General features: G+C 70.6%; 13 protein-coding genes and 2 pseudogenes. 9 read left to right on the top strand and 6 right to left on the bottom strand.

Annotated elements, in window-relative coordinates; genetic code table 11:
* Window positions 1-20: 20 nt before the first annotated feature.
* From ABT137_RS21870 to ABT137_RS21860, 3 genes and pseudogenes are all read right to left on the bottom strand, one after another.
* Window positions 21-260 carry an exodeoxyribonuclease VII small subunit gene (locus ABT137_RS21870; protein WP_351711275.1) on the bottom strand — a complete coding sequence of 80 codons (240 nt, stop codon included), beginning with the start codon at window positions 258-260 and terminating at the stop codon, window positions 21-23.
* A 40-nt stretch (window positions 261-300) separates the two neighbouring features.
* The gene (xseA, locus tag ABT137_RS21865) at window positions 301-1,509 is read right to left on the bottom strand and encodes an exodeoxyribonuclease VII large subunit (RefSeq protein WP_351711273.1); all 1,209 of its coding nucleotides are present in this window, start codon (window positions 1,507-1,509) and stop codon (window positions 301-303) included.
* Window positions 1,502-1,642, bottom strand: a pseudogene (locus ABT137_RS21860) (amino acid permease); the annotation flags it as partial. The pseudogene ABT137_RS21860 and the gene xseA, both read right to left, overlap by 8 nt.
* 112 nt (window positions 1,643-1,754) lie before the next feature.
* On the opposite strand from ABT137_RS21860, the gene ABT137_RS21855 reads away from it, so the two are divergent.
* Complete coding sequence (locus ABT137_RS21855; protein ID WP_351711269.1) at window positions 1,755-2,768, top strand: 4-hydroxy-3-methylbut-2-enyl diphosphate reductase; 1,014 nt, start codon at window positions 1,755-1,757, stop codon at window positions 2,766-2,768.
* Window positions 2,769-2,844: 76 nt separating this feature from the next.
* The gene (gene ppgK / locus ABT137_RS21850) at window positions 2,845-3,594 is read left to right on the top strand and encodes a polyphosphate--glucose phosphotransferase (RefSeq protein WP_351711267.1); all 750 of its coding nucleotides are present in this window, start codon (window positions 2,845-2,847) and stop codon (window positions 3,592-3,594) included.
* Window positions 3,595-3,663: 69 nt separating this feature from the next.
* Here ppgK and ABT137_RS21845 read toward each other — a convergent pair whose 3' ends face one another.
* Window positions 3,664-4,215, bottom strand: a complete 552-nt coding sequence (locus ABT137_RS21845; RefSeq protein WP_351711265.1) for a DUF6542 domain-containing protein — start codon at window positions 4,213-4,215, stop codon at window positions 3,664-3,666.
* A gap of 198 nt (window positions 4,216-4,413) precedes the next feature.
* Between ABT137_RS21845 and ychF the strand changes: the two genes are divergently transcribed.
* Window positions 4,414-5,502, top strand: a complete 1,089-nt coding sequence (gene ychF / locus ABT137_RS21840; protein ID WP_351711263.1) for a redox-regulated ATPase YchF — start codon at window positions 4,414-4,416, stop codon at window positions 5,500-5,502.
* Here the strand turns inward: ychF and ABT137_RS51060 are convergent.
* Window positions 5,454-6,068 (bottom strand): annotated as a pseudogene (locus ABT137_RS51060) (hypothetical protein); the annotation flags it as partial. The gene ychF and the pseudogene ABT137_RS51060 overlap by 49 nt on opposite strands.
* A gap of 136 nt (window positions 6,069-6,204) precedes the next feature.
* Between ABT137_RS51060 and ABT137_RS21835 the strand changes: the two are divergent.
* Both ABT137_RS21835 and ABT137_RS21830 read left to right on the top strand, forming a co-directional pair.
* On the top strand, window positions 6,205-7,623 hold the full coding sequence (locus ABT137_RS21835; protein WP_351711261.1) for an ATP-binding protein: 1,419 nt from the start codon (window positions 6,205-6,207) through the stop codon (window positions 7,621-7,623).
* Between the two features lie 357 nt (window positions 7,624-7,980).
* Window positions 7,981-10,155 (top strand): DEAD/DEAH box helicase, encoded by a 2,175-nt coding sequence (locus ABT137_RS21830; RefSeq protein WP_351711259.1) that lies wholly within the window; start codon window positions 7,981-7,983, stop codon window positions 10,153-10,155.
* 67 nt (window positions 10,156-10,222) lie between these two features.
* Here ABT137_RS21830 and ABT137_RS21825 read toward each other — a convergent pair whose 3' ends face one another.
* Window positions 10,223-11,224 (bottom strand): LacI family DNA-binding transcriptional regulator, encoded by a 1,002-nt coding sequence (locus tag ABT137_RS21825; RefSeq protein WP_351711257.1) that lies wholly within the window; start codon window positions 11,222-11,224, stop codon window positions 10,223-10,225.
* A gap of 246 nt (window positions 11,225-11,470) precedes the next feature.
* On the opposite strand from ABT137_RS21825, the gene ABT137_RS21820 reads away from it, so the two are divergent.
* From ABT137_RS21820 to ABT137_RS21805, 4 genes are read left to right on the top strand one after another with little or no spacing between them, the layout of a single operon-like run.
* On the top strand, window positions 11,471-12,805 hold the full coding sequence (locus ABT137_RS21820; RefSeq protein WP_351711255.1) for an ABC transporter substrate-binding protein: 1,335 nt from the start codon (window positions 11,471-11,473) through the stop codon (window positions 12,803-12,805).
* Between the two features lie 7 nt (window positions 12,806-12,812).
* On the top strand, window positions 12,813-13,760 hold the full coding sequence (locus ABT137_RS21815) for a carbohydrate ABC transporter permease (RefSeq protein ID WP_351711253.1): 948 nt from the start codon (window positions 12,813-12,815) through the stop codon (window positions 13,758-13,760).
* An 11-nt stretch (window positions 13,761-13,771) separates the two neighbouring features.
* A complete protein-coding gene (locus ABT137_RS21810) occupies window positions 13,772-14,614 on the top strand; it encodes a carbohydrate ABC transporter permease (RefSeq protein ID WP_502984561.1) in 843 nt (280 codons plus the stop codon).
* A 29-nt stretch (window positions 14,615-14,643) separates the two neighbouring features.
* A complete protein-coding gene (locus ABT137_RS21805; RefSeq protein WP_351711251.1) occupies window positions 14,644-17,370 on the top strand; it encodes a glycoside hydrolase family 38 N-terminal domain-containing protein in 2,727 nt (908 codons plus the stop codon).
* The last annotated feature ends 50 nt before the right edge of the window (window positions 17,371-17,420 follow it).

The following is a 17,420-nucleotide window of genomic DNA, read 5'->3' as shown; positions in this document are numbered from 1 at the left end:
CAACGCCGACAGCCCCCCGCTCAGTCCTCCTCCTCGGCCCCTTCCCCCTCGTCCTTCTCCTCGGCGAGCGCCGCGTCCAGCCGGGCCCGCGCCCCCTCCAGCCACCGCCGGCACACCTTGGCCAGCTCCTCGCCCCGCTCCCAGAGCGCCAGCGACTCCTCAAGGCTCGTCCCGCCGGCCTCCAGCCGTCGCACGGTCTCGATCAGCTCGTCCCGCGCCTGCTCGTACGAGAGGGCGGCCTCTTCCGTCTTGCTGCTCATGCACTGACCTTTCTCATCGACTCGTACGACACGGGTGACGTCAGCCGTCCGCCCGCACCGTGAACTCCCCCTCGGCGACCCGCGCCCGCAACGCCTCGCCCGGCTCGACGTCCCCCGGATCCCGCACCACCTGGCCGTCGTCCTTCTGCAGCACGGCGTAACCGCGCTTCAGCGTGGCGGCGGGCGAGAGGGCCACCACGCGCGCGTGCGTGTGCGTCAGCTCGGAGTCGGCGCGGTCGAGCAGATGCCCGAGGGTGCGCCGCGAACGGTCCACCAGCGAGGCGACGTGATCGGCCCGTTCGTCGACCATCCGGTGCGGATCCTCCATGGCCGGCCGCGCGAGCGCGTGCGCGAGCCCCCGCTCCTCCCGCGCCACCAGCGCGTCGACGCACCGCCGCCCCCGGTCCCGCAGCATCCGCACCCGCTCCGCCTCTTCCCCCACGTCCGGGACGACCCTCTTGGCGGCGTCGGTCGGGGTGGAGGCACGCAGGTCGGCGACAAAGTCGAGCAACGGATTGTCGGGCTCGTGCCCGATGGCGGAGACGACCGGCGTACGGCACTCGGCGACGGCCCGCACCAGCTGCTCGTCGGAGAACGGCAGCAGATCCTCCACGCTGCCGCCCCCGCGCGCGACGATGATCACATCCACCTCCTCGATCGCGTCGAGCTCCTTCACGGCCTGCACGACCTGCGGCACGGCGTGCACGCCCTGCACCGGCACGTTCCGCACCTCGAACCGCACCGCGGGCCACCGGTGCCGGGCGTTCTCCAGCACGTCCCGCTCGGCGGCCGAGGCCCGCCCGCACACCAGCCCGATCAGCTGCGGCAGAAACGGCAACGGCTTCTTCCGCCCGGCGGCGAACAGCCCCTCCGCGGCCAGCGCCTTCTTGAGCATCTCCAGCCGCGCCAGCAGCTCCCCGACCCCGACCGGCCTTATCTCGGCAGCCCGCAGGGACAGCTGCCCACGCGGCGCGTACCACTCGGGCTTCGCGTGCACGACGACCCGGGCCCCCTCGCCGACCACGTCGGCCACCGCGTCGAACACCTGCCGAAAACAGGTCACGCCGATCGAGATGTCGTACGACGGATCCCGCAACGTCAGAAACACGACCCCCGCCCCCGGCCGCCGCGACAGCTGGGTGATCTGCCCCTCGACCCAGACGGCCCCGAGCCGGTCGATCCACCCCCCGATGAGCCGGGAGATCTCACCGACGGGCACGGGAGCTTCAGCGGACGTGTTCAAAGCCATGCGCCGAGAGTAACGGCGCGCACCGACAGCTCCCGTCGTGCGCGAGGACGACGACCGCCGACACCATGAACACCAGCAGGACCACGATCTCCATGGCGAGCACGAGAAAGCCGACGACGGCGGTCGCCCGCACCCGCTCCCGCGGCCGCATGTCTCGCCGTATGGCCCGCACCCCCGGTCTTCCGTCAGTCTCCCCGGGATCGTCACCCGGACGCGATCTTCGACCCCCCGAACGCGGCCTTACGATGGGTGCCATGACTGCTTCGCCTGGCCGCCGTGTCCTGCTCGCCGCCCCCCGTGGCTACTGCGCGGGTGTGGACCGCGCCGTGATCGCCGTCGAGAAGGCCCTGGAGCAGTACGGGGCCCCGATCTATGTCCGGCACGAGATCGTCCACAACAAGTACGTCGTGCAGACCCTGGAGAAGAAGGGCGCGATCTTCGTCGAGCGGACCGAGGAGGTCCCGCCGGGGAACATCGTGATGTTCTCCGCGCACGGCGTCGCCCCCGTCGTCCACGAGGAGGCCGAGCGCGGCCGCCTCGCCACCATCGACGCGACCTGCCCGCTGGTCACCAAGGTCCACAAGGAAGCCGTCCGCTTCGCCAACGAGGACTACGACATCCTCCTGATCGGCCACGAGGGCCACGAGGAGGTCATCGGCACCTCCGGCGAGGCCCCCGACCACATCCAGCTGGTCGACGGTCCGGCGGACGTCGCCAAGGTCGAGGTCCGCGACGAGTCCAAGGTCGTCTGGCTCTCCCAGACCACCCTCTCCGTGGACGAGACGATGGAGACCGTCGACGCCCTCAAGGAGAAGTTCCCGCAGCTGATCTCGCCGCCCAGCGACGACATCTGCTACGCCACGCAGAACCGCCAGCTCGCCGTGAAGCAGATGGGCGCCGAGGCCGAACTGGTCATCGTGGTCGGCTCCCGCAACTCCTCCAACTCCAAGCGGCTGGTCGAGGTCGCCAAGCTGGCCGGCTCCCGCGCGGCCTACCTGGTCGACTTCGCCAGTGAGATCGACGAGGCCTGGCTGGAGGGCGTGACGACCGTCGGCGTCACCTCGGGCGCCTCCGTGCCCGAGGTGCTGGTCGAGCAGGTCCTGGAGTGGCTCGCCGAGCGCGGCTACGGCGACGTCGAGATCGTCAAGGCGGCCGAGGAGTCCATCACCTTCTCGCTCCCCAAGGAACTCCGCCGTGACCTGCGCGAAGAGGCGGCCACCCTGGTCGCCGAGCGCGGCGGCACCGGCGCCGGCGCGTGACCACCGTCCGTACAACTGTGTGACCGCGGGGTCGTCCGACGTCGTGACTGTCAGTCGTACGACGTAACGTGAAGCCATGCAGATCTTCGGCGTGGACATCGGTGGTTCCGGGATCAAGGGCGCTCCCGTGGACCTGGACAAGGGCGACCTGGCCCAGGAGCGGTGCAAGGTGCTCACCCCGCACCCGGCGACGCCGGACGGCGTCGCCGACGGGGTCAAGCAGGTCGTCGACCATTTCGGGTGGAGCGGCCCGGTCGGGCTCACCTTCCCCGGGGTGATCACCGACGGCACTCACATCCGTACGGCGGCGAACGTCGACAAGAGCTGGATCGACACCGACGCGCGCACGCTGTTCAGCGAGCGGCTCGGCGGTCTCCCGGTGACCGTGGTCAACGACGCGGACGCGGCGGGCGTGGCCGAGATGGAGTTCGGCGCGGGCCGCGACCGCAAGGGTGTCGTCCTCCTGCTCACCTTCGGCACCGGCATCGGCAGCGCCCTGTTCGTCGACGGCGAGCTGGTCCCCAACACCGAGCTGGGCCACCTGGAGCTGGGCGGGCACGACGCGGAGAAGAAGGCCTCCAGCAAGGCCAAGGAGGACGAGGAGCTGAGCTGGGAGCACTGGGCGCACCGGGTCAACAAGTACCTGGCGCACGTCGAGATGCTCTTCACCCCCAGCCTGTTCATCATCGGCGGCGGGGTGAGCCGCAAGGCCGACAAGTTCCTGCCGTACATCGAGGGCATCAAGGCCGAGATCGTCCCGGCCCAGTTGCAGAACAACGCGGGGATCGTGGGCGCGGCGATGCGCGCCGCGCACCACGCCAAATAGGCGGCACCCCGGCACCCCGGCACCCCGCGACCCCGGCCCGTCGGCCGGGGTCAGGTTCGTCGGCCGGGGTCAGGTTCGGCGGCGCCGGACCGTCCGGACCATCCGGATCATCCGGATCCGGCGGACGATGACGATCACCCCGGCGATCAGCGTCCCGCCGTAGAGCCAGCCGGCCTGCGTGGACAGGGCCGTCACCAGGCTCATCACCCCGCCCAGGAAACCGCCGCCGCCGTCGTCGGCCACGGCCAGCAGGCCGACGGCGAAGGCGATCGGGATGACCACGGGGGCGGTCAGCAGATCGCCCCCGCGCACCCACAGCGCGGTCAGCGCGGACACCGGCAGGGACAGCACGCCGTACACGGTCAGGGACGCCCCGAGGAGCAGGTCGTCCAGGAAGCCGAGAAGGAGCATCGCGGCCATGCAGAAGAGGCCGCAGCCGAGCCCCGTGAGCCGTGGATTCGGCAGCCGCGCGGGCTGCGCCACCGGTGCCGGACGCGACCTTCCCGGAGCGGGCCGGCGCCCGGCCGTCCCCGGCCGCGGTCTCGCCTGCGGGGGCAGCTGCGCACGGGGGCCGCCTCGACGCGGTCCGGGCTGTCGGGGTCGGCTCCTGTGATGCTCCACCGGACCAACCTAGGTCGGTTTATGTGCCTGATCGCAGCCCAGACACGCCGAAACCAAGCCGAAGAGCGGACCTTGGCCAGGTGTTCGACACGGCCGCCGACGGGGTGCCCCGAACCCCGTAAACTGGTGGATCGGCCGGCCCGCCGGCACTGGCAGCCCCCCCGGCTCACTCACCCACTCACTACGGGAAGTCGCAACGTGTCGCTCACGATCGGAATCGTCGGCCTGCCGAATGTCGGCAAGTCGACCCTGTTCAACGCCCTGACCAAGAACGACGTGCTCGCGGCCAACTACCCGTTCGCCACGATCGAGCCCAACGTGGGTGTCGTCGGCGTCCCCGACGCCCGCCTGGCCAAGCTGTCCGAGATCTTCTCCTCGCAGCGGATCCTCCCGGCCACGGTCGACTTCGTCGACATCGCGGGCATCGTGCGGGGCGCCTCCGAGGGCGAGGGCCTGGGCAACAAGTTCCTCGCGAACATCCGTGAGTCCGACGCGATCTGCCAGGTCATCCGGGCCTTCAAGGACGAGAACGTCGTGCACGTCGACGGCAAGGTCTCGCCGAAGGACGACATCGAGACGATCAACACCGAGCTGATCCTCGCCGACCTCCAGACCATCGAGAAGGTCCTGCCGCGTCTCCAGAAGGAGTCGCGGATCAAGAAGGACGTGGCGCCGAAGGTCAAGGCCGTCGAGGAGGCCAAGGAGATCCTGGAGAAGGGCGACACCCTGTTCTCCCAGGGCATCCTCCAGGGTTCGGACCGCGCCGAACTCCTCCACGACCTCCATCTCCTCACCACCAAGCCGTTCCTCTACGTCTTCAACGTCGACGAGGACGAACTGACCGACGACACCTTCAAGACCGAGCAGCGCGCCCTGGTCGCCCCCGCCGAGGCGATCTTCCTCAACGCCAAGCTGGAGCAGGACCTCGCCGAGCTCGACGAGGAGGACGCCCTGGAGCTGCTGGAGTCGGTCGGCGCCGAGGAGCCCGGCCTCGCCACCCTGGCCCGCGTCGGCTTCAACACCCTCGGCCTGCAGACCTACCTCACGGCCGGTCCCAAGGAGTCCCGCGCCTGGACGATCAAGAAGGGCGCGACGGCCCCCGAGGCGGCCGGCGTGATCCACACCGACTTCCAGAAGGGCTTCATCAAGGCCGAGGTCATCTCCTTCGCCGACCTGGTCGAAACCGGCTCGGTGGCGGAGGCCCGCGCCAAGGGCAAGGCCCGCATGGAGGGCAAGGACTACGTGATGCAGGACGGGGACGTGGTGGAGTTCCGGTTCAATGTGTAGCGGGTGATGTTCCACCACGTGGCTGATCTGGCAAACGCCCAGTTCAGAAGGGGTCCGACTCTCCGGGGTCGGGCCCCTGGTTTTTTCCCGTGCTGGGATGGCGCTGGGAAAGCTGACCCCCCGTCACCCATCATCACCCCTACCGCGCTGGGATAGTGCTGGGATGACAGTGAGGCTTCCGTGCTGATTCGTGGGCTGCGGCGCCGGGGGCAGTTGAGCAGCCTGCGCTCACCCGCTTGCAGGCTCCGCACCACACGGTGCACGAACACCGTGTACTCGTCCATGTCCGGCTTCAGGCCCACCGCCGCCGGCAACAGGAACAGCCGATCCGAAACCCCTACGTCCTCCTCGCGGTGGAACGTCCCTCCTCCCTGGCCGTGTCCGTCCCACAGTGGCCCCCCGACGGCCGCTTCGCTCCGCGCGCCTACGGGCGGGACGAGCAGGTGACGGAAGAGCTCGGGCACCTCCTCGTCGTTGGCCGCCGCCGCGATCTGGGCGAGCGGGCCGATCATGTCGACCGCCTTCTCGATTTCGTTCTCGTGACGGGCCGGCCACCACACCACCGAAGGCGGTGGGCGGCGGCTGATCGACGAATTGGTCGGCCGCGCCCAGGTCTACGGCCTCCGACTGACTGGCGAGGCTACCTACTAATGTCTATGTTGGTAACGTTCTTGTTAGTATCATGCGTGGAGGTCGGCGGACATGGTGGCCTTTGTAGGCCGTCGGCAGGAGCTGGCGACGCTGGAGCGAGAGCTGCAGAAGGTGGCGGCAGGGGTTGGCGGGGAGCGGCCCGGTCGGTGCGTGATGCTGCGTGGGCGGCGCCGGGTGGGCAAGTCGCGACTGGTCGAGCGGTTTGCGGAGCGCTCCGGAGCCCCGTTCCTGTTCTACGCGGCGACTGGCGCGTCCCCCAGGGATGATCTGGCACGGCTGGCCCGGGACGCCCAAGCATCGACGCTGCCGCTGGCGGGGCTGGTGGCCGCCGCGCGGCCGGAGAGCTGGGATGCCGCGTTCGACGTGCTGGCTGCGGCGCTGCCCGCTGACCGGGCGAGCGTGCTGGTCATCGATGAAGTGCCGTACCTGATGGATACCGCCGGCGCCTTCGAGGGGATGCTGCAGCGGGCCTGGGACCGGGTTCTGGAAACCAAGCCAGTGCTGCTGGTCCTCATCGGCTCCGATCTGTCAATGATGGAGGCACTGAACAGCTACGGACGACCCTTCCATCAGCGGGGCCGGGAGATGGTGCTGGGACCGCTCAACCCCGCCGAGGTGGGGCAGATGCTTGGGCTGGATCCGGCGGAAGCCTTCGACGCTGCACTGGTCACCGGCGGGCTGCCGCTGATCTGCGCGGAGTGGCCGCGCGGCGCAGGGCTGTGGGACTTCCTTGGTGAGGCGCTGAGTGATCCGGTCTCGGCCCTGCTGGTATCGGCTGAGCGCTCGCTGGCTGCCGAATTCCCCCCGCAGGCCCAGGCGCGTACGGTGCTGGCGGCGATCGGCAGCGGCGAGCGGACCTTCACCAACATCGCCCGCGCGGCCGGCGGGATCGGGGCCACGCCGCTGCAGCGAGCTCTGGAGCTGCTGACGGACAAACGGATCGTCGCTGGGGAGCTGCCTGTATCACTGCGTCCGTCGAAGGATCGCCGCTACCGGGTGGCAGATCCCTACCTGCGGTTTTGGCTGCACCTGCTGGGTCCGTCCATGGAAGAGATCGAGCGAGGGCGGGGCGATCTGACCTTGGCGCGCATCCGGGAGAACTGGACCAGCTGGCGCGGCCGGGCGATCGAGCCGCTCATCCGCGAGGCGCTTGCCCGGATGCTGCCCGACGACCAGCTCCCCGCAGCCCCCGCGGTGGGCGGCTACTGGACCCGCACCAACGACGTCGAAATCGACATCGTCGGGGCGGACCGTGCCCCCATTGCCAAGGAGTTGATCTTCGTCGGCTCCATCAAGTGGCTGGAGCAGTCGCCCTTCGACCGGCACGACCTGGCAGCACTTCATCGACACCGGGCCGCTCTCACCGACCAACCCGTTCCAGTCGTGGCGGTCTCGCGGAGCGGCGTCGACTCTCCGGGCCTCGATGCCACCTACGGCCCGGGCGATTTGCTCACCGCCTGGCCGCTGTGAGTGGCGGATTGCGGGCGAGGCGCGGGAGTTGGTGGGCACGATCAGGCCGCAGACGTTGCGGAGAAGTCCCTCAACCTCGGCCCCTCTCCGGCGCTGTTGTGTAGCGTGGGCGACCCTGAGTCCCTGTCGTACTTGTCGCGGATCCCGTGCTGGATCGGCGCCGCATTTTCTGACGCTCAGTCAGCCCTGCTCGGCGCTGCCGACGGAACCGTTGTGACGACCTGATCGGTCGAGCCCGACACCGGACTTGAGCCTCACCGTCGTGCTCCGGCAGGCCGACGCCCCGGCCCCGCCCGTGATGTCGGTGCGGGGTGGGAAGATGCCGGTACGGCCGGTGAGGAGTGAGGGGCGGGGCGGGTGGGGCGGGAAGAGCGAGGCGTGGTCGCGCGGGGAGCGCGGCTGGCCGAGGCGGCCCGGAACGTGGCCGGTGATCACGGCAGGGCCGTCGAGGCCGTACGGGCGGCACTCACGCCGATCCAGGACGCGGCGGTACGGCGGGAGCTCGACGCCATCCCGGTCGCGCGGCTCCAGGACGTGACCGAGGGCCGGCTGCGGCTGGGCGGCGTCGAGCAGAGCGGGCTGCGGACGGTGGGCGCCGTGCTCGAGGCGGGCCCGTACCGGCTGCTGCAGATACCCGGTGTCGGGCGGCGCACCGTCGACCAGATGATCGCCGCGGCCCGCCGGCTCTCCGAGGCCGTGCGCGAGACCGTGGCCGTCCATATCGACGTGGACCGGCCGGAGCCGAGCACCACCGCGCTCGTCGTGGCCTTGCAGGTGCTGGTGGAGGCGGGGCCGGAGGCGCGGCGCGCCGTCGACCGGGCCGGCGCCCTGACGCGACGGCTGGAGCCGCTGCTGGCCGACGCCAGGCCCGCCGCCGGGCGGTTCCGGATGCTCCTCGCCGGCCGGGAGAAGAAGGCCCGCGCGCTGGCGGCGGTGACCGAGCTCCGTCCGCTGGTGGACGAGGCGGACCAAGAGCGGCTGCCCGAGCTGTTCGCCCAGGCCTCGGTGGACCTGCTCCGGGGGCCGTCGTCCGACCTCGCCGCCTGGGCGGACTTCGAACTGCGCTCCGCCGAGTACTACGGCCTGCTCGCCGAGATCTCCGGGGCGGCGCCCGACGCGGCCGCCGCCGAGGGCTTCCTGCCCGACGAGATCGCCGAGCGGGTCCGGGCCCAGCACCTCGACGACTCGCACCGGCGGGTCTCCCTGCGTGGCTACCAGGCGTTCGGCGCGCGGTTCGCCCTCGCGCAGCGCAACGTGATCCTCGGTGACGAGATGGGCCTCGGGAAGACCATCCAGGCGATCGCCGTGCTGGCCCACCTGGCCGCCGAGGGGCAGAGCCACTTCATGGTGGTGTGCCCGGCGAGCGTCCTCGTGAACTGGACGCGGGAGATCGAGGCCCGCAGCGCCCTGCGCGTGCTGCTGCTGCACGGCCCCGACCGGCGCGACGCGTTCGCCGACTGGAAGGGGCGGGGTGGGGTCGGGGTGACCACGTTCGACGCCCTGCGCGGCTTTCCCGCACCGGGTGGCGGCGAGGTCGGCCTGTTCGTGGTCGACGAGGCGCACTCGGTGAAGAACCCGAAGGCCAAGCGGTCCCAGGCGGTCGCCCAGTGGGCGGAGCGCTGCGAGCGCACCCTCTTCATGACCGGCACCCCGATGGAGAACCGGGTCGCGGAGTTCCGCAACCTGGTCGGGATGCTCGACCGCGGCGTCGCGGAGTCCCTGGAAGACGGCGACGCCCTGGCCGGATCGGTCGCCTTCCGCAAGGCCGTCGCCCCCGTCTACCTGCGGCGCAACCAGCAGGACGTGCTGACCGAACTCCCCAGCCTCCAGCACACCGACGAGTGGGAGGAGCTGAGCGCGTCGGACGAGGAGGCGTACCGCGACGCCGTACGCGCCGGCAATTTCATGGCGATGCGCAGGGCCGCCTACCTGCGCCCCGAGAAGTCGGCCAAGCTGGAGCGGCTCCGGGAGATCGTCGAGGAGGCCGGCGAGAACGGGCAGAAGACGGTGGTCTTCTCCTACTTCAAGGACGTCCTGCGCGTGGTCGGGGAGGCCCTCGCCGACGGCGCCACGGTCTTCGGCCCGCTCACCGGCGGTGTCCCGGCCGCACGCCGGCAGCAGGTCGTCGACGACTTCGCCGCCGCCCCGGGCGCCGCGGTGCTCCTGGCGCAGATCCAGGCGGCGGGCGTCGGCCTCAACATGCAGGCCGCCTCCGTCGTCGTCATCTGCGAACCCCAGATCAAGCCGACCATCGAACACCAGGCGGTGGCCCGGGCCCACCGCATGGGCCAGGTCAGGCCGGTCCGGGTGCACCGCCTGCTCGCCACCGGGGGAGTGGACGAGCGCCTGGTGAAGATGCTGGAGCGGAAGACCCGCCTGTTCGACGCCTACGCCCGCCGCAGCGCCGTGGCCGAAGCCACCCCGGACGCGGTCGACGTGTCGGACACCGAACTGGCCCGCCGGATCGTCGAGGAGGAACAGGCGCGGCTGGGCATGACGGACGGGAACCACGTCGAGAGAGCGGATGCCTGATGTATGGACGGGATGGACGGGAGAACGCGCTGCCCCGGCTCCGTCGAGCCCGGCGAGCAGCGGGCCGCTAGCCCGACTCCCGCACCCGCAGCTCCGCCCCCACCTTCAGCTGGTCGGCGGGCAGGGGTCCGCTGCCGGTCAGCAGCCGGGCCGCCTGTTCGACGGCGAGCGCGCCGAGGCGGCGGGTGTCCAGGGCCACCGTGGTCAGCGGGGGGTCGACGAGCGTGCCCAGCTGCAGACCGTCGAAGCCGACCACGGCCAGGTCCCGGGGGACCTGCCGGCCGGTCCGGCGCGCGGCGCGCAGGGCCCCTATGGCGATGATGTCGTTGAAGGTGAACACGGCGGTCAGGTCCGGGTGCCCGGCGAGGAGCTCCTGGAGCGCGCTCTCCCCGCCCTCGACGCTCTGGTCGGCGCGGGCCACGAAGCTCGCGTCCAGTCCGCACGCGGACATCGCGGCGTCGAACCACCGGTGCCGGATGCTCGGTTCGGACCGTTCGGCGTGGTCGAGCATGCCGATGTGCCGGTGTCCCGCCGCGGTCAGATGCCTGATCGCCGCGTGCACGCCGCTCTCGCCGTCGATCCGGATCGAGCTGAACCGCTGGGTGCGGTGCTCGCGGTCGATGAGCACCACGGGGAGTCCCCGGGTCAGCTTGTCGATCTCGTCCTCGGGCAGGCTGAGATAGCCCACGACGGCGTCGACCTGGGCGGCGATCACCTCCAGCGTGCCCCGCTCCTCCTCGGTCCGGTCGCCGGTGTCGTACACGACGACGTGCCAGCCCCGGTCCCGGGCCGCCTCCAGCGCGGCCGCGGCGACCTCGGTGAAGAACGGGTTGAGCAGGTCGGGGATCACGAGGCCGACACTTATGGTGTCCTGCCGGACGAGTCCCCGGGCGAACCGGCTCGGGCGGTAGCCGAGCGCCAGGGCGGTGTCGAGAACACGCTGCTTGGTGGAGACGCCGATCTCGCCCTTGTCGTTGAGCGCCCGTGACACGGTCTGCCGGGACACGCCCGCAGCCTGCGCCACATCGTCGATCGTGACCCTACGGGGTCCGGTCCCCGACGACGCCATCACTCACCTCCGCGTAATTGCCGACGCGCCAGCGTCGCAGGGACACCGAGTATGCCCCGGTGCGTAGAAACCTTGACACTCTGGCGTTCGGAAGCCCACACTCCCAATCACTTCCCGTTACCGCTCCCGTGAGCGCTCACGTTACCGCTCACGGAACTACATTCCAACCAGAAGGCATCCGCCTCCAGGTGTCAACGTCGACCCGCCTGGGCGTCCCGTCGCCAGGCGTTCTCTGGAACGGAAGATATGAGAAGCACAGCCACGCGCACCCGCCTCGCCGCAGCAGCCGCGACCGCAGGCATCGTCGTACTCGCCGGGTGTTCCTCGTCCGGTTCGTCGGACAAGGCGTCCGCGTCCTCCTGCGAGCCCGCGAAGGGCAAGGTCACCCTCCAGTACTGGAACACCGTTCCGGGCATGGACAAGGTCGTCGACCTGTGGAACAAGCAGCATCCGAACATCCAGGTCGAGACGAAGAACATCTCCAACGACCAGTACGGCACCCTCGGCAACGCCCTCAAGGCGAACAAGGCGCCGGACCTCGCCCAGGTCGGCTACGACGAACTGCCCAACCTGCGTACCCAGAGCGCCTTCGTCGACGCCTCCGCCTGCAAGGCGGCCACCGCGGCGAAGTCGAAGTTCGTGCCGTGGACCTGGTCGCAGACCAGCTTCGGTGACACCGGTGTCTTCGCGATCCCGCAGGACACCGGCCCGATGGCGCTCTACGTCCGCAGCGACCTCTTCAAGAAGTACAACGTCGCCGTTCCCACGACCTGGGACGAGTACGCGACGGCCGCGGAGAAGCTGCACAAGGCGGACCCGAACCTCGACATCACGTTCTTCGACCCGAACAACGCCGAGTGGTTCAACGGGCTCCTCTGGCAGAACAACGCCAAGATGTACGGCTACTCCGGCGACAAGTGGCAGGTCAGCGTCGACTCGGCACAGAGCAAGCAGGTCGCCGACTACTGGCAGAAGCTGATCTCCGAGAAGGTCGTGCGCACCGACCTCGCCCACGGCTCGACCCAGATGTACGCGGCGTACCAGAAGGACCAGATCGCCACCTACGTCGGCGCCGCCTGGGGCTACAGCATGTTCCGCGACAACCTGCCCAAGCAGGCCGGGAAGTGGTCGATCGTCCCGATGCCGTCGTGGGGTTCGAGCGGCTCCTCCGGTGACTGGGGCGGCTCGACCGTCGCGTTCATGAAGGGCAGCAAGCACCTCTACGAGTCGGTCGAGTTCAACACCTGGCTGAACACCGACCCGGATGCCCTGGCGATGGAGAACAAGCTCGGCGGGCTCTACCCGGCCGCCACCGCCGGTCTTGACCTGCCCGCGCTGAAGCAGGGCGTGCCGTACTACAACAACGAGAAGATCTTCGACGTCTTCGCCGACGCCTCCAAGAAGATCGACACCAGCTTCGCCTGGGGCCCCACGCAGAAGACCGTGAACCTGGCCCTCCAGGACGCGATGGCCAAGGCCGCGGCCGGCAGCGGCACCCTCAGCGACGCGCTCGCGACCGCCCAGGCGGCCGCGCTGAAGTCGATGAAGGACCAGGCGATCCCGGCGACGGCGGGCAAGTGACCACGGTATGACCGACCTCGCAACCCGCTCGGCCGGCGTGCGAACCACGCCCGGAGGCCGCCGTCGCCCGAACGGCGGCGGCCCCCGGGCGGCCACCGTCGCCGCCTTCGTGACCCCGTTCTTCCTGCCGTTCCTGCTGTTCTACCTGGTGCCGGTCGGCTACGCCCTCTGGCAGAGCTTCCGCGTCGTGCGCCGCTCCGGCGGCCAGTACGGGACGTCGTACACGACCTTCGGCGGCTTCGAGCAGTACGGGCAGGTGCTCCAGAACCACGAGTTCTGGTCCAGCATCGGCCGCATAGGGCTGTTCGGCATCGTGCAGGTGCCGGTCATGCTGTTCGTGGCCCTGATCATCGCGCTGCTCCTCGACACGCCCCTGCTACGGGCCAAGGGGTTCTTCCGCATCGTCGCGTTCATGCCGTACGCGGTGCCCGGCGTGATCGCCGCGATCATGTGGTCGTACCTCTACTCGCCCCAGCTCAGCCCGGTCGTCGACCTGCTGAACGGCATCGGGCTGCACCCCGACTTCCTCGGCCCGGGCGCCGTGCTCTGGTCGGCCGCGAACGTCTCCACCTGGCTGTGGACCGGCTACAACATGCTGATCATGTTCTCGGCGCTGCAGTCGATCCCGCAGGAGCTCTACGAGGCCGCGAAGCTCGACGGTGCCAGCAACTGGACGATCGCGTGGCGGGTCAAAGTGCCCATCATCGCCCCGTCGATCGTGCTGACCACCGTCTTCTCGATCATCGGCACGCTTCAGCTGTACGCCGAGCCGGCCGTGCTGCGGCAGATCTCCTCGAACATCTCCAGCACGTTCACGCCGAACATGCTCGCCTACACGGTGGCCTCCGGGAACAACTACCAGCAGGCCGCGGCCATCTCGGTGGTCATCGCCGTCATCACCTTCGTCTTGAGCTTCGGGTTCATGCGACTGACCTCGAAGAAGGCCGGACTGTGAGCACCTCGACCATGCATCGCGAGAGCCGGGTCAGCCGTACGGCCGCCATGGGGCTGATGCTGCTCCTGGCCGTCTACTTCCTGCTGCCGGTGTACTTCCTCGTCGTCGCGTCGACCAAGCCGCAGGGCGACCTCGCCGCCACCAACGGGCTGGCGTTCTCGCACTTCAACCTGTTCGACAACCTGCACACCCTGTTCACCCGCAGCGACGGCATCTTCGGCCGCTGGGCCCTCAACACCGTCCTCTACGCGGTGCTGGGCGCGGCCGTGGGCACCCTGATCTCCGCGCTGTGCGGCTACGCCCTCGCCAAGTTCGACTTCCGCGGCCGGGAGTTCCTGTTCTCCGTCATCCTCGGCGGCGTCCTGGTGCCCACCACCGCGCTCGCCCTGCCGCTGTTCCTGCTGTTCTCGGCGACCGGGCTCGTCAACACCTACTTCGCGGTGTTCCTGCCCAGCATCGTCAGCCCGTTCGGCGTCTACCTCGCGCGGATCTTCGCCAACGCCTCGGTGCCGCAGGAGCTGATCGAGTCGGCGCGGCTGGACGGGGCGGGCGAGTTCCGGATCTTCTTCTCGGTGGGCTTCCGGCTGATGACACCGGCCCTGGTGACCATCTTCCTGTTCCAGTTCGTGGCCATCTGGAACAACTTCTTCCTGCCGATGGTGATGCTGCAGAAGGAGTCCCTCTTCCCGATCACCCTCGGCCTGTACGAGTGGAACGGCCAGACGGCCCGCGCCCCGCTGCTCCAGGAGTCCATCATCACCGGCTCACTGGTGTCGATCCTGCCGGTGATCGTCGTCTTCATCCTCCTCCAGCGGTTCTGGCGCACCGGCCTCGCCGCCGGCTCGCTCAAGTGACCCCCCACGCACAGAAGGTGTTCCCCACCATGCCCAACCCGGCTGTCTTCGTGCCCCACTTCCACTGGGACCGCGAGTGGTACGAGCCGTTCCAGGTGTTCCGGCACCGGCTCGTCACCGCCCTCGACACCGTGCTGGAGACGGCCGAGGCCGACCCGGACTTCCGGTTCACCGTCGACGGGCAGATGGCCGCCGTCGAGGACTACCTGGAGATGCGGCCCGAGAACCGCGACCGGGTCGCCGCCCTGGTCCGCGAGGGCCGGCTGGCCGTCGGGCCGTGGCTGATCCTGCTCGACGAGTTCCTCTGCTCCGGCGAGACCGTCGTCCGCAACCTCCAGATGGGATGGGCGGCCGCCGAACGGCTCGGCGGCGCGATGCCGATCGGCTACCTGCCGGACATGTTCGGCCACATCGCGCAGATGCCGCAGATCCTGGCCCGCGCCGGCATCGAGCACGCGGCGCTGTGGCGCGGGGTGCCCGGCACGGTCGACGGGCACGCCTTCCGCTGGCGCGCGCCCGACGGCTCCGAGGTGCGCACCGAGTTCCTCTTCGACGGGTACGACAACGGCCTCGACGTGCTGCTGGTACCGGACCGGATCCGGCACGCGCTCGGCGAGTACGCCGAGATGACGGCGGACCGGTGGGGCGGCGACCCGGTGCTCGCCATGGCCGGCACCGACCACAACGCCCCGGACCCGCGACTGGCGGACTGGCTGCGCAAGGCCTCCGGGGAGGAGCGGCCGATCACCGTAGCCACCCTCGACGAGTACATCCGCAAGCACGCGCGGGACGAGGTGATCGCCGTCGTCTCCGGTGAGCTGCGCAGTCACGTACGGGGCAACATCCTGCCGGGCGTGCTGTCCGTGCGGCTCGGGCTCAAGCAGCGGATGGCCGCCGCCGAGCGGACGGTCGACCACGCCGAGCGGATGAACGCCCTGTGGTCCGGCCGCGACGACGCCAACTTCCTCGCCCTCGCCTGGCACAAGATCATCGAGTCGACGGCGCACGACTCGGTGGTCGGCTCCGGCACCGACGAGACCTGCGACCAGGTCGCGGCCCGCCTCGCGGAGGCCGCGCAGACCGCCCGCGCCGTCCGGGACGCGGCCCTCGCCGAGCCCGCCGCCGGGGTGCCCAGCGACGCCTACCTGGTCGCCAACCCGCTGCCGGCGCCGCGGACCGCACTGGTCGAGGTGGACGTCGTCGCCGCACCGGAGGGGAGCACGCTGGTCGCGACCACCGCCGACGGCTCCGCGCACCCCGTACAGCTGGTCTCCCAGGCCCCCACCGTCCTCAGCGACGAGCGACTCGACGCCTCCCAGCTCGAACGGGTCCTGCGCCGCATCCACCGCCGCGAGCTGTTCGGCCTGCTGATCAACGGCTACGAACTCACCCCGAACTCCCTGGTCTTCCACCTCGCCGAGGTCCCGGAAGGCCCCTTCGACCTGATGACCCTGCGCGGCGAGGTCGCCGCCGCGGCCGCCGCCCATCCGGGGGAGTGGCGGGTGCGGACCCTGGCCCAGGCCCGGGCCACCGCGCTGGTGGCCGTGCCCGTCCCCGCCGCCGGACTCGCCGCCTTCCGGGTCGGGTCGGGCGACGACCGGCCCACCGCCCCGGCGCCGCGACCCGCGACGGCGACGGCCGACACCCTCTCCAACGGCCTGGTCGAGGTCGCCGTGGCCGTCGACGGCACCCTGGACGTGACCGGGGTCGACGGCACCGCCCTGTCGGGCGTCGGCCGCCTGGTGGACGGCGGCGACCGCGGCGACAGCTACAACTACGCCCCGCCCGCCCACGACGTCCTGGTGTCCGAACCGGTCCGGGTCGGCGTCGAACTCCTCGAAAGCGGCCCGCTGCGGGCCCGGTTGCGCGTCACCCGCGTCTACGAGTGGCCGGAGGCGCTCGCCGACGGCGACCGCGACCGGCGCGGCGGCCGTACCGTCCCGACCCCCGTGGACATGCTGGTGGAAGTCCGCGCGGGTGAGCCCGTCGTCCGGATCTCCACGTCGTTCCTGAACCGGTCCGCCGACCACCGGCTGCGCCTGCACGTCCCGCTGCCGCTGCCCGTCACCACGTCGGCGTCGGCCGGGCAGTTCGCCGTCACCGAGCGCGGCCTGACCGCCGAGGGCGGCTGGGGCGAGTACCCCCTCCCGACCTTCCCCGCGAGCACCTTCGTGTCGGCGGGCCCGGCCACCGTCCTGCTCGACCACTCCGCCGAGTACGAACTCGTCGACGACGGCTCCGCGCTCGCCCTCACCCTGCTGCGCGCCATCGGCTCCATCAGCGTCAACATCCACCCCCTGCGCGACGAACCCGCCGCGAGCGAGATCCCGGCACCCGGCGCCCAGGACCTGGGCATGCGCATCGAGAACCGGTTCGCCGTGCTGCCCTGGGCATCCGGCTGGCAGGGCGCCAACGCGGTCGCCCTCGCCGAGGAGTTCCGCAACGACTCGCTCGTCACCCGCGGCACCGCGCCCGGCGGCGCCCCGCTGCCCCCGGACACGGCCGGCGTGCAGGTCGACGGCCGGGACGTGCACGTGTCGAGCATCCGCCGGATCACCGACCCCGCGCACGGACCCGGTACCGAACTCCGGCTGGCCGCGATGCGGGACACCGCGACGACCGTCCGCGTGACCGGCGCCTTCACCGAGGCCACCACCGTCGACCTGCTCGGCCGGCCGCTCGCCCCCGAACCGGTCCGGGACGGGCTCGAACTCGACCTCGGCCCCTGGGAGATCCGCACGGTCGTCCTCCGTTAGCCGGGCCGCGCCCCCGGCACCGAGAAAGCCAACTCCCCCAGCACCGAGAA

It is taken from the genome of Streptomyces sp. NPDC001980 (assembly GCF_040296885.1).
GTDB lineage: Bacteria > Actinomycetota > Actinomycetes > Streptomycetales > Streptomycetaceae > Streptomyces.
This window is presented reverse-complemented; position numbering and strand designations above follow the sequence as displayed.

What these genes read in the sequence shown, in the direction of transcription:
- ABT137_RS21820 (WP_351711255.1), top strand. Translation starts at nt 11,471, where the DNA reads ATGAGAAGCACAGCCACGCGCACCCGCCTCGCCGCAGCAGCCGCGACC.
- ABT137_RS21855 (WP_351711269.1), top strand. Translation starts at nt 1,755, where the DNA reads ATGGGTGCCATGACTGCTTCGCCTGGCCGCCGTGTCCTGCTCGCCGCC.
- ABT137_RS21815 (WP_351711253.1), top strand. Translation starts at nt 12,813, where the DNA reads ATGACCGACCTCGCAACCCGCTCGGCCGGCGTGCGAACCACGCCCGGA.
- ABT137_RS21810 (WP_502984561.1), top strand. Translation starts at nt 13,772, where the DNA reads ATGCATCGCGAGAGCCGGGTCAGCCGTACGGCCGCCATGGGGCTGATG.
- ABT137_RS21870 (WP_351711275.1), bottom strand. Translation starts at nt 260, where the DNA reads ATGAGCAGCAAGACGGAAGAGGCCGCCCTCTCGTACGAGCAGGCGCGG.
- xseA (WP_351711273.1), bottom strand. Translation starts at nt 1,509, where the DNA reads ATGGCTTTGAACACGTCCGCTGAAGCTCCCGTGCCCGTCGGTGAGATC.
- ppgK (WP_351711267.1), top strand. Translation starts at nt 2,845, where the DNA reads ATGCAGATCTTCGGCGTGGACATCGGTGGTTCCGGGATCAAGGGCGCT.
- ABT137_RS21805 (WP_351711251.1), top strand. Translation starts at nt 14,644, where the DNA reads ATGCCCAACCCGGCTGTCTTCGTGCCCCACTTCCACTGGGACCGCGAG.
- ABT137_RS21835 (WP_351711261.1), top strand. Translation starts at nt 6,205, where the DNA reads ATGGTGGCCTTTGTAGGCCGTCGGCAGGAGCTGGCGACGCTGGAGCGA.
- ABT137_RS21825 (WP_351711257.1), bottom strand. Translation starts at nt 11,224, where the DNA reads ATGGCGTCGTCGGGGACCGGACCCCGTAGGGTCACGATCGACGATGTG.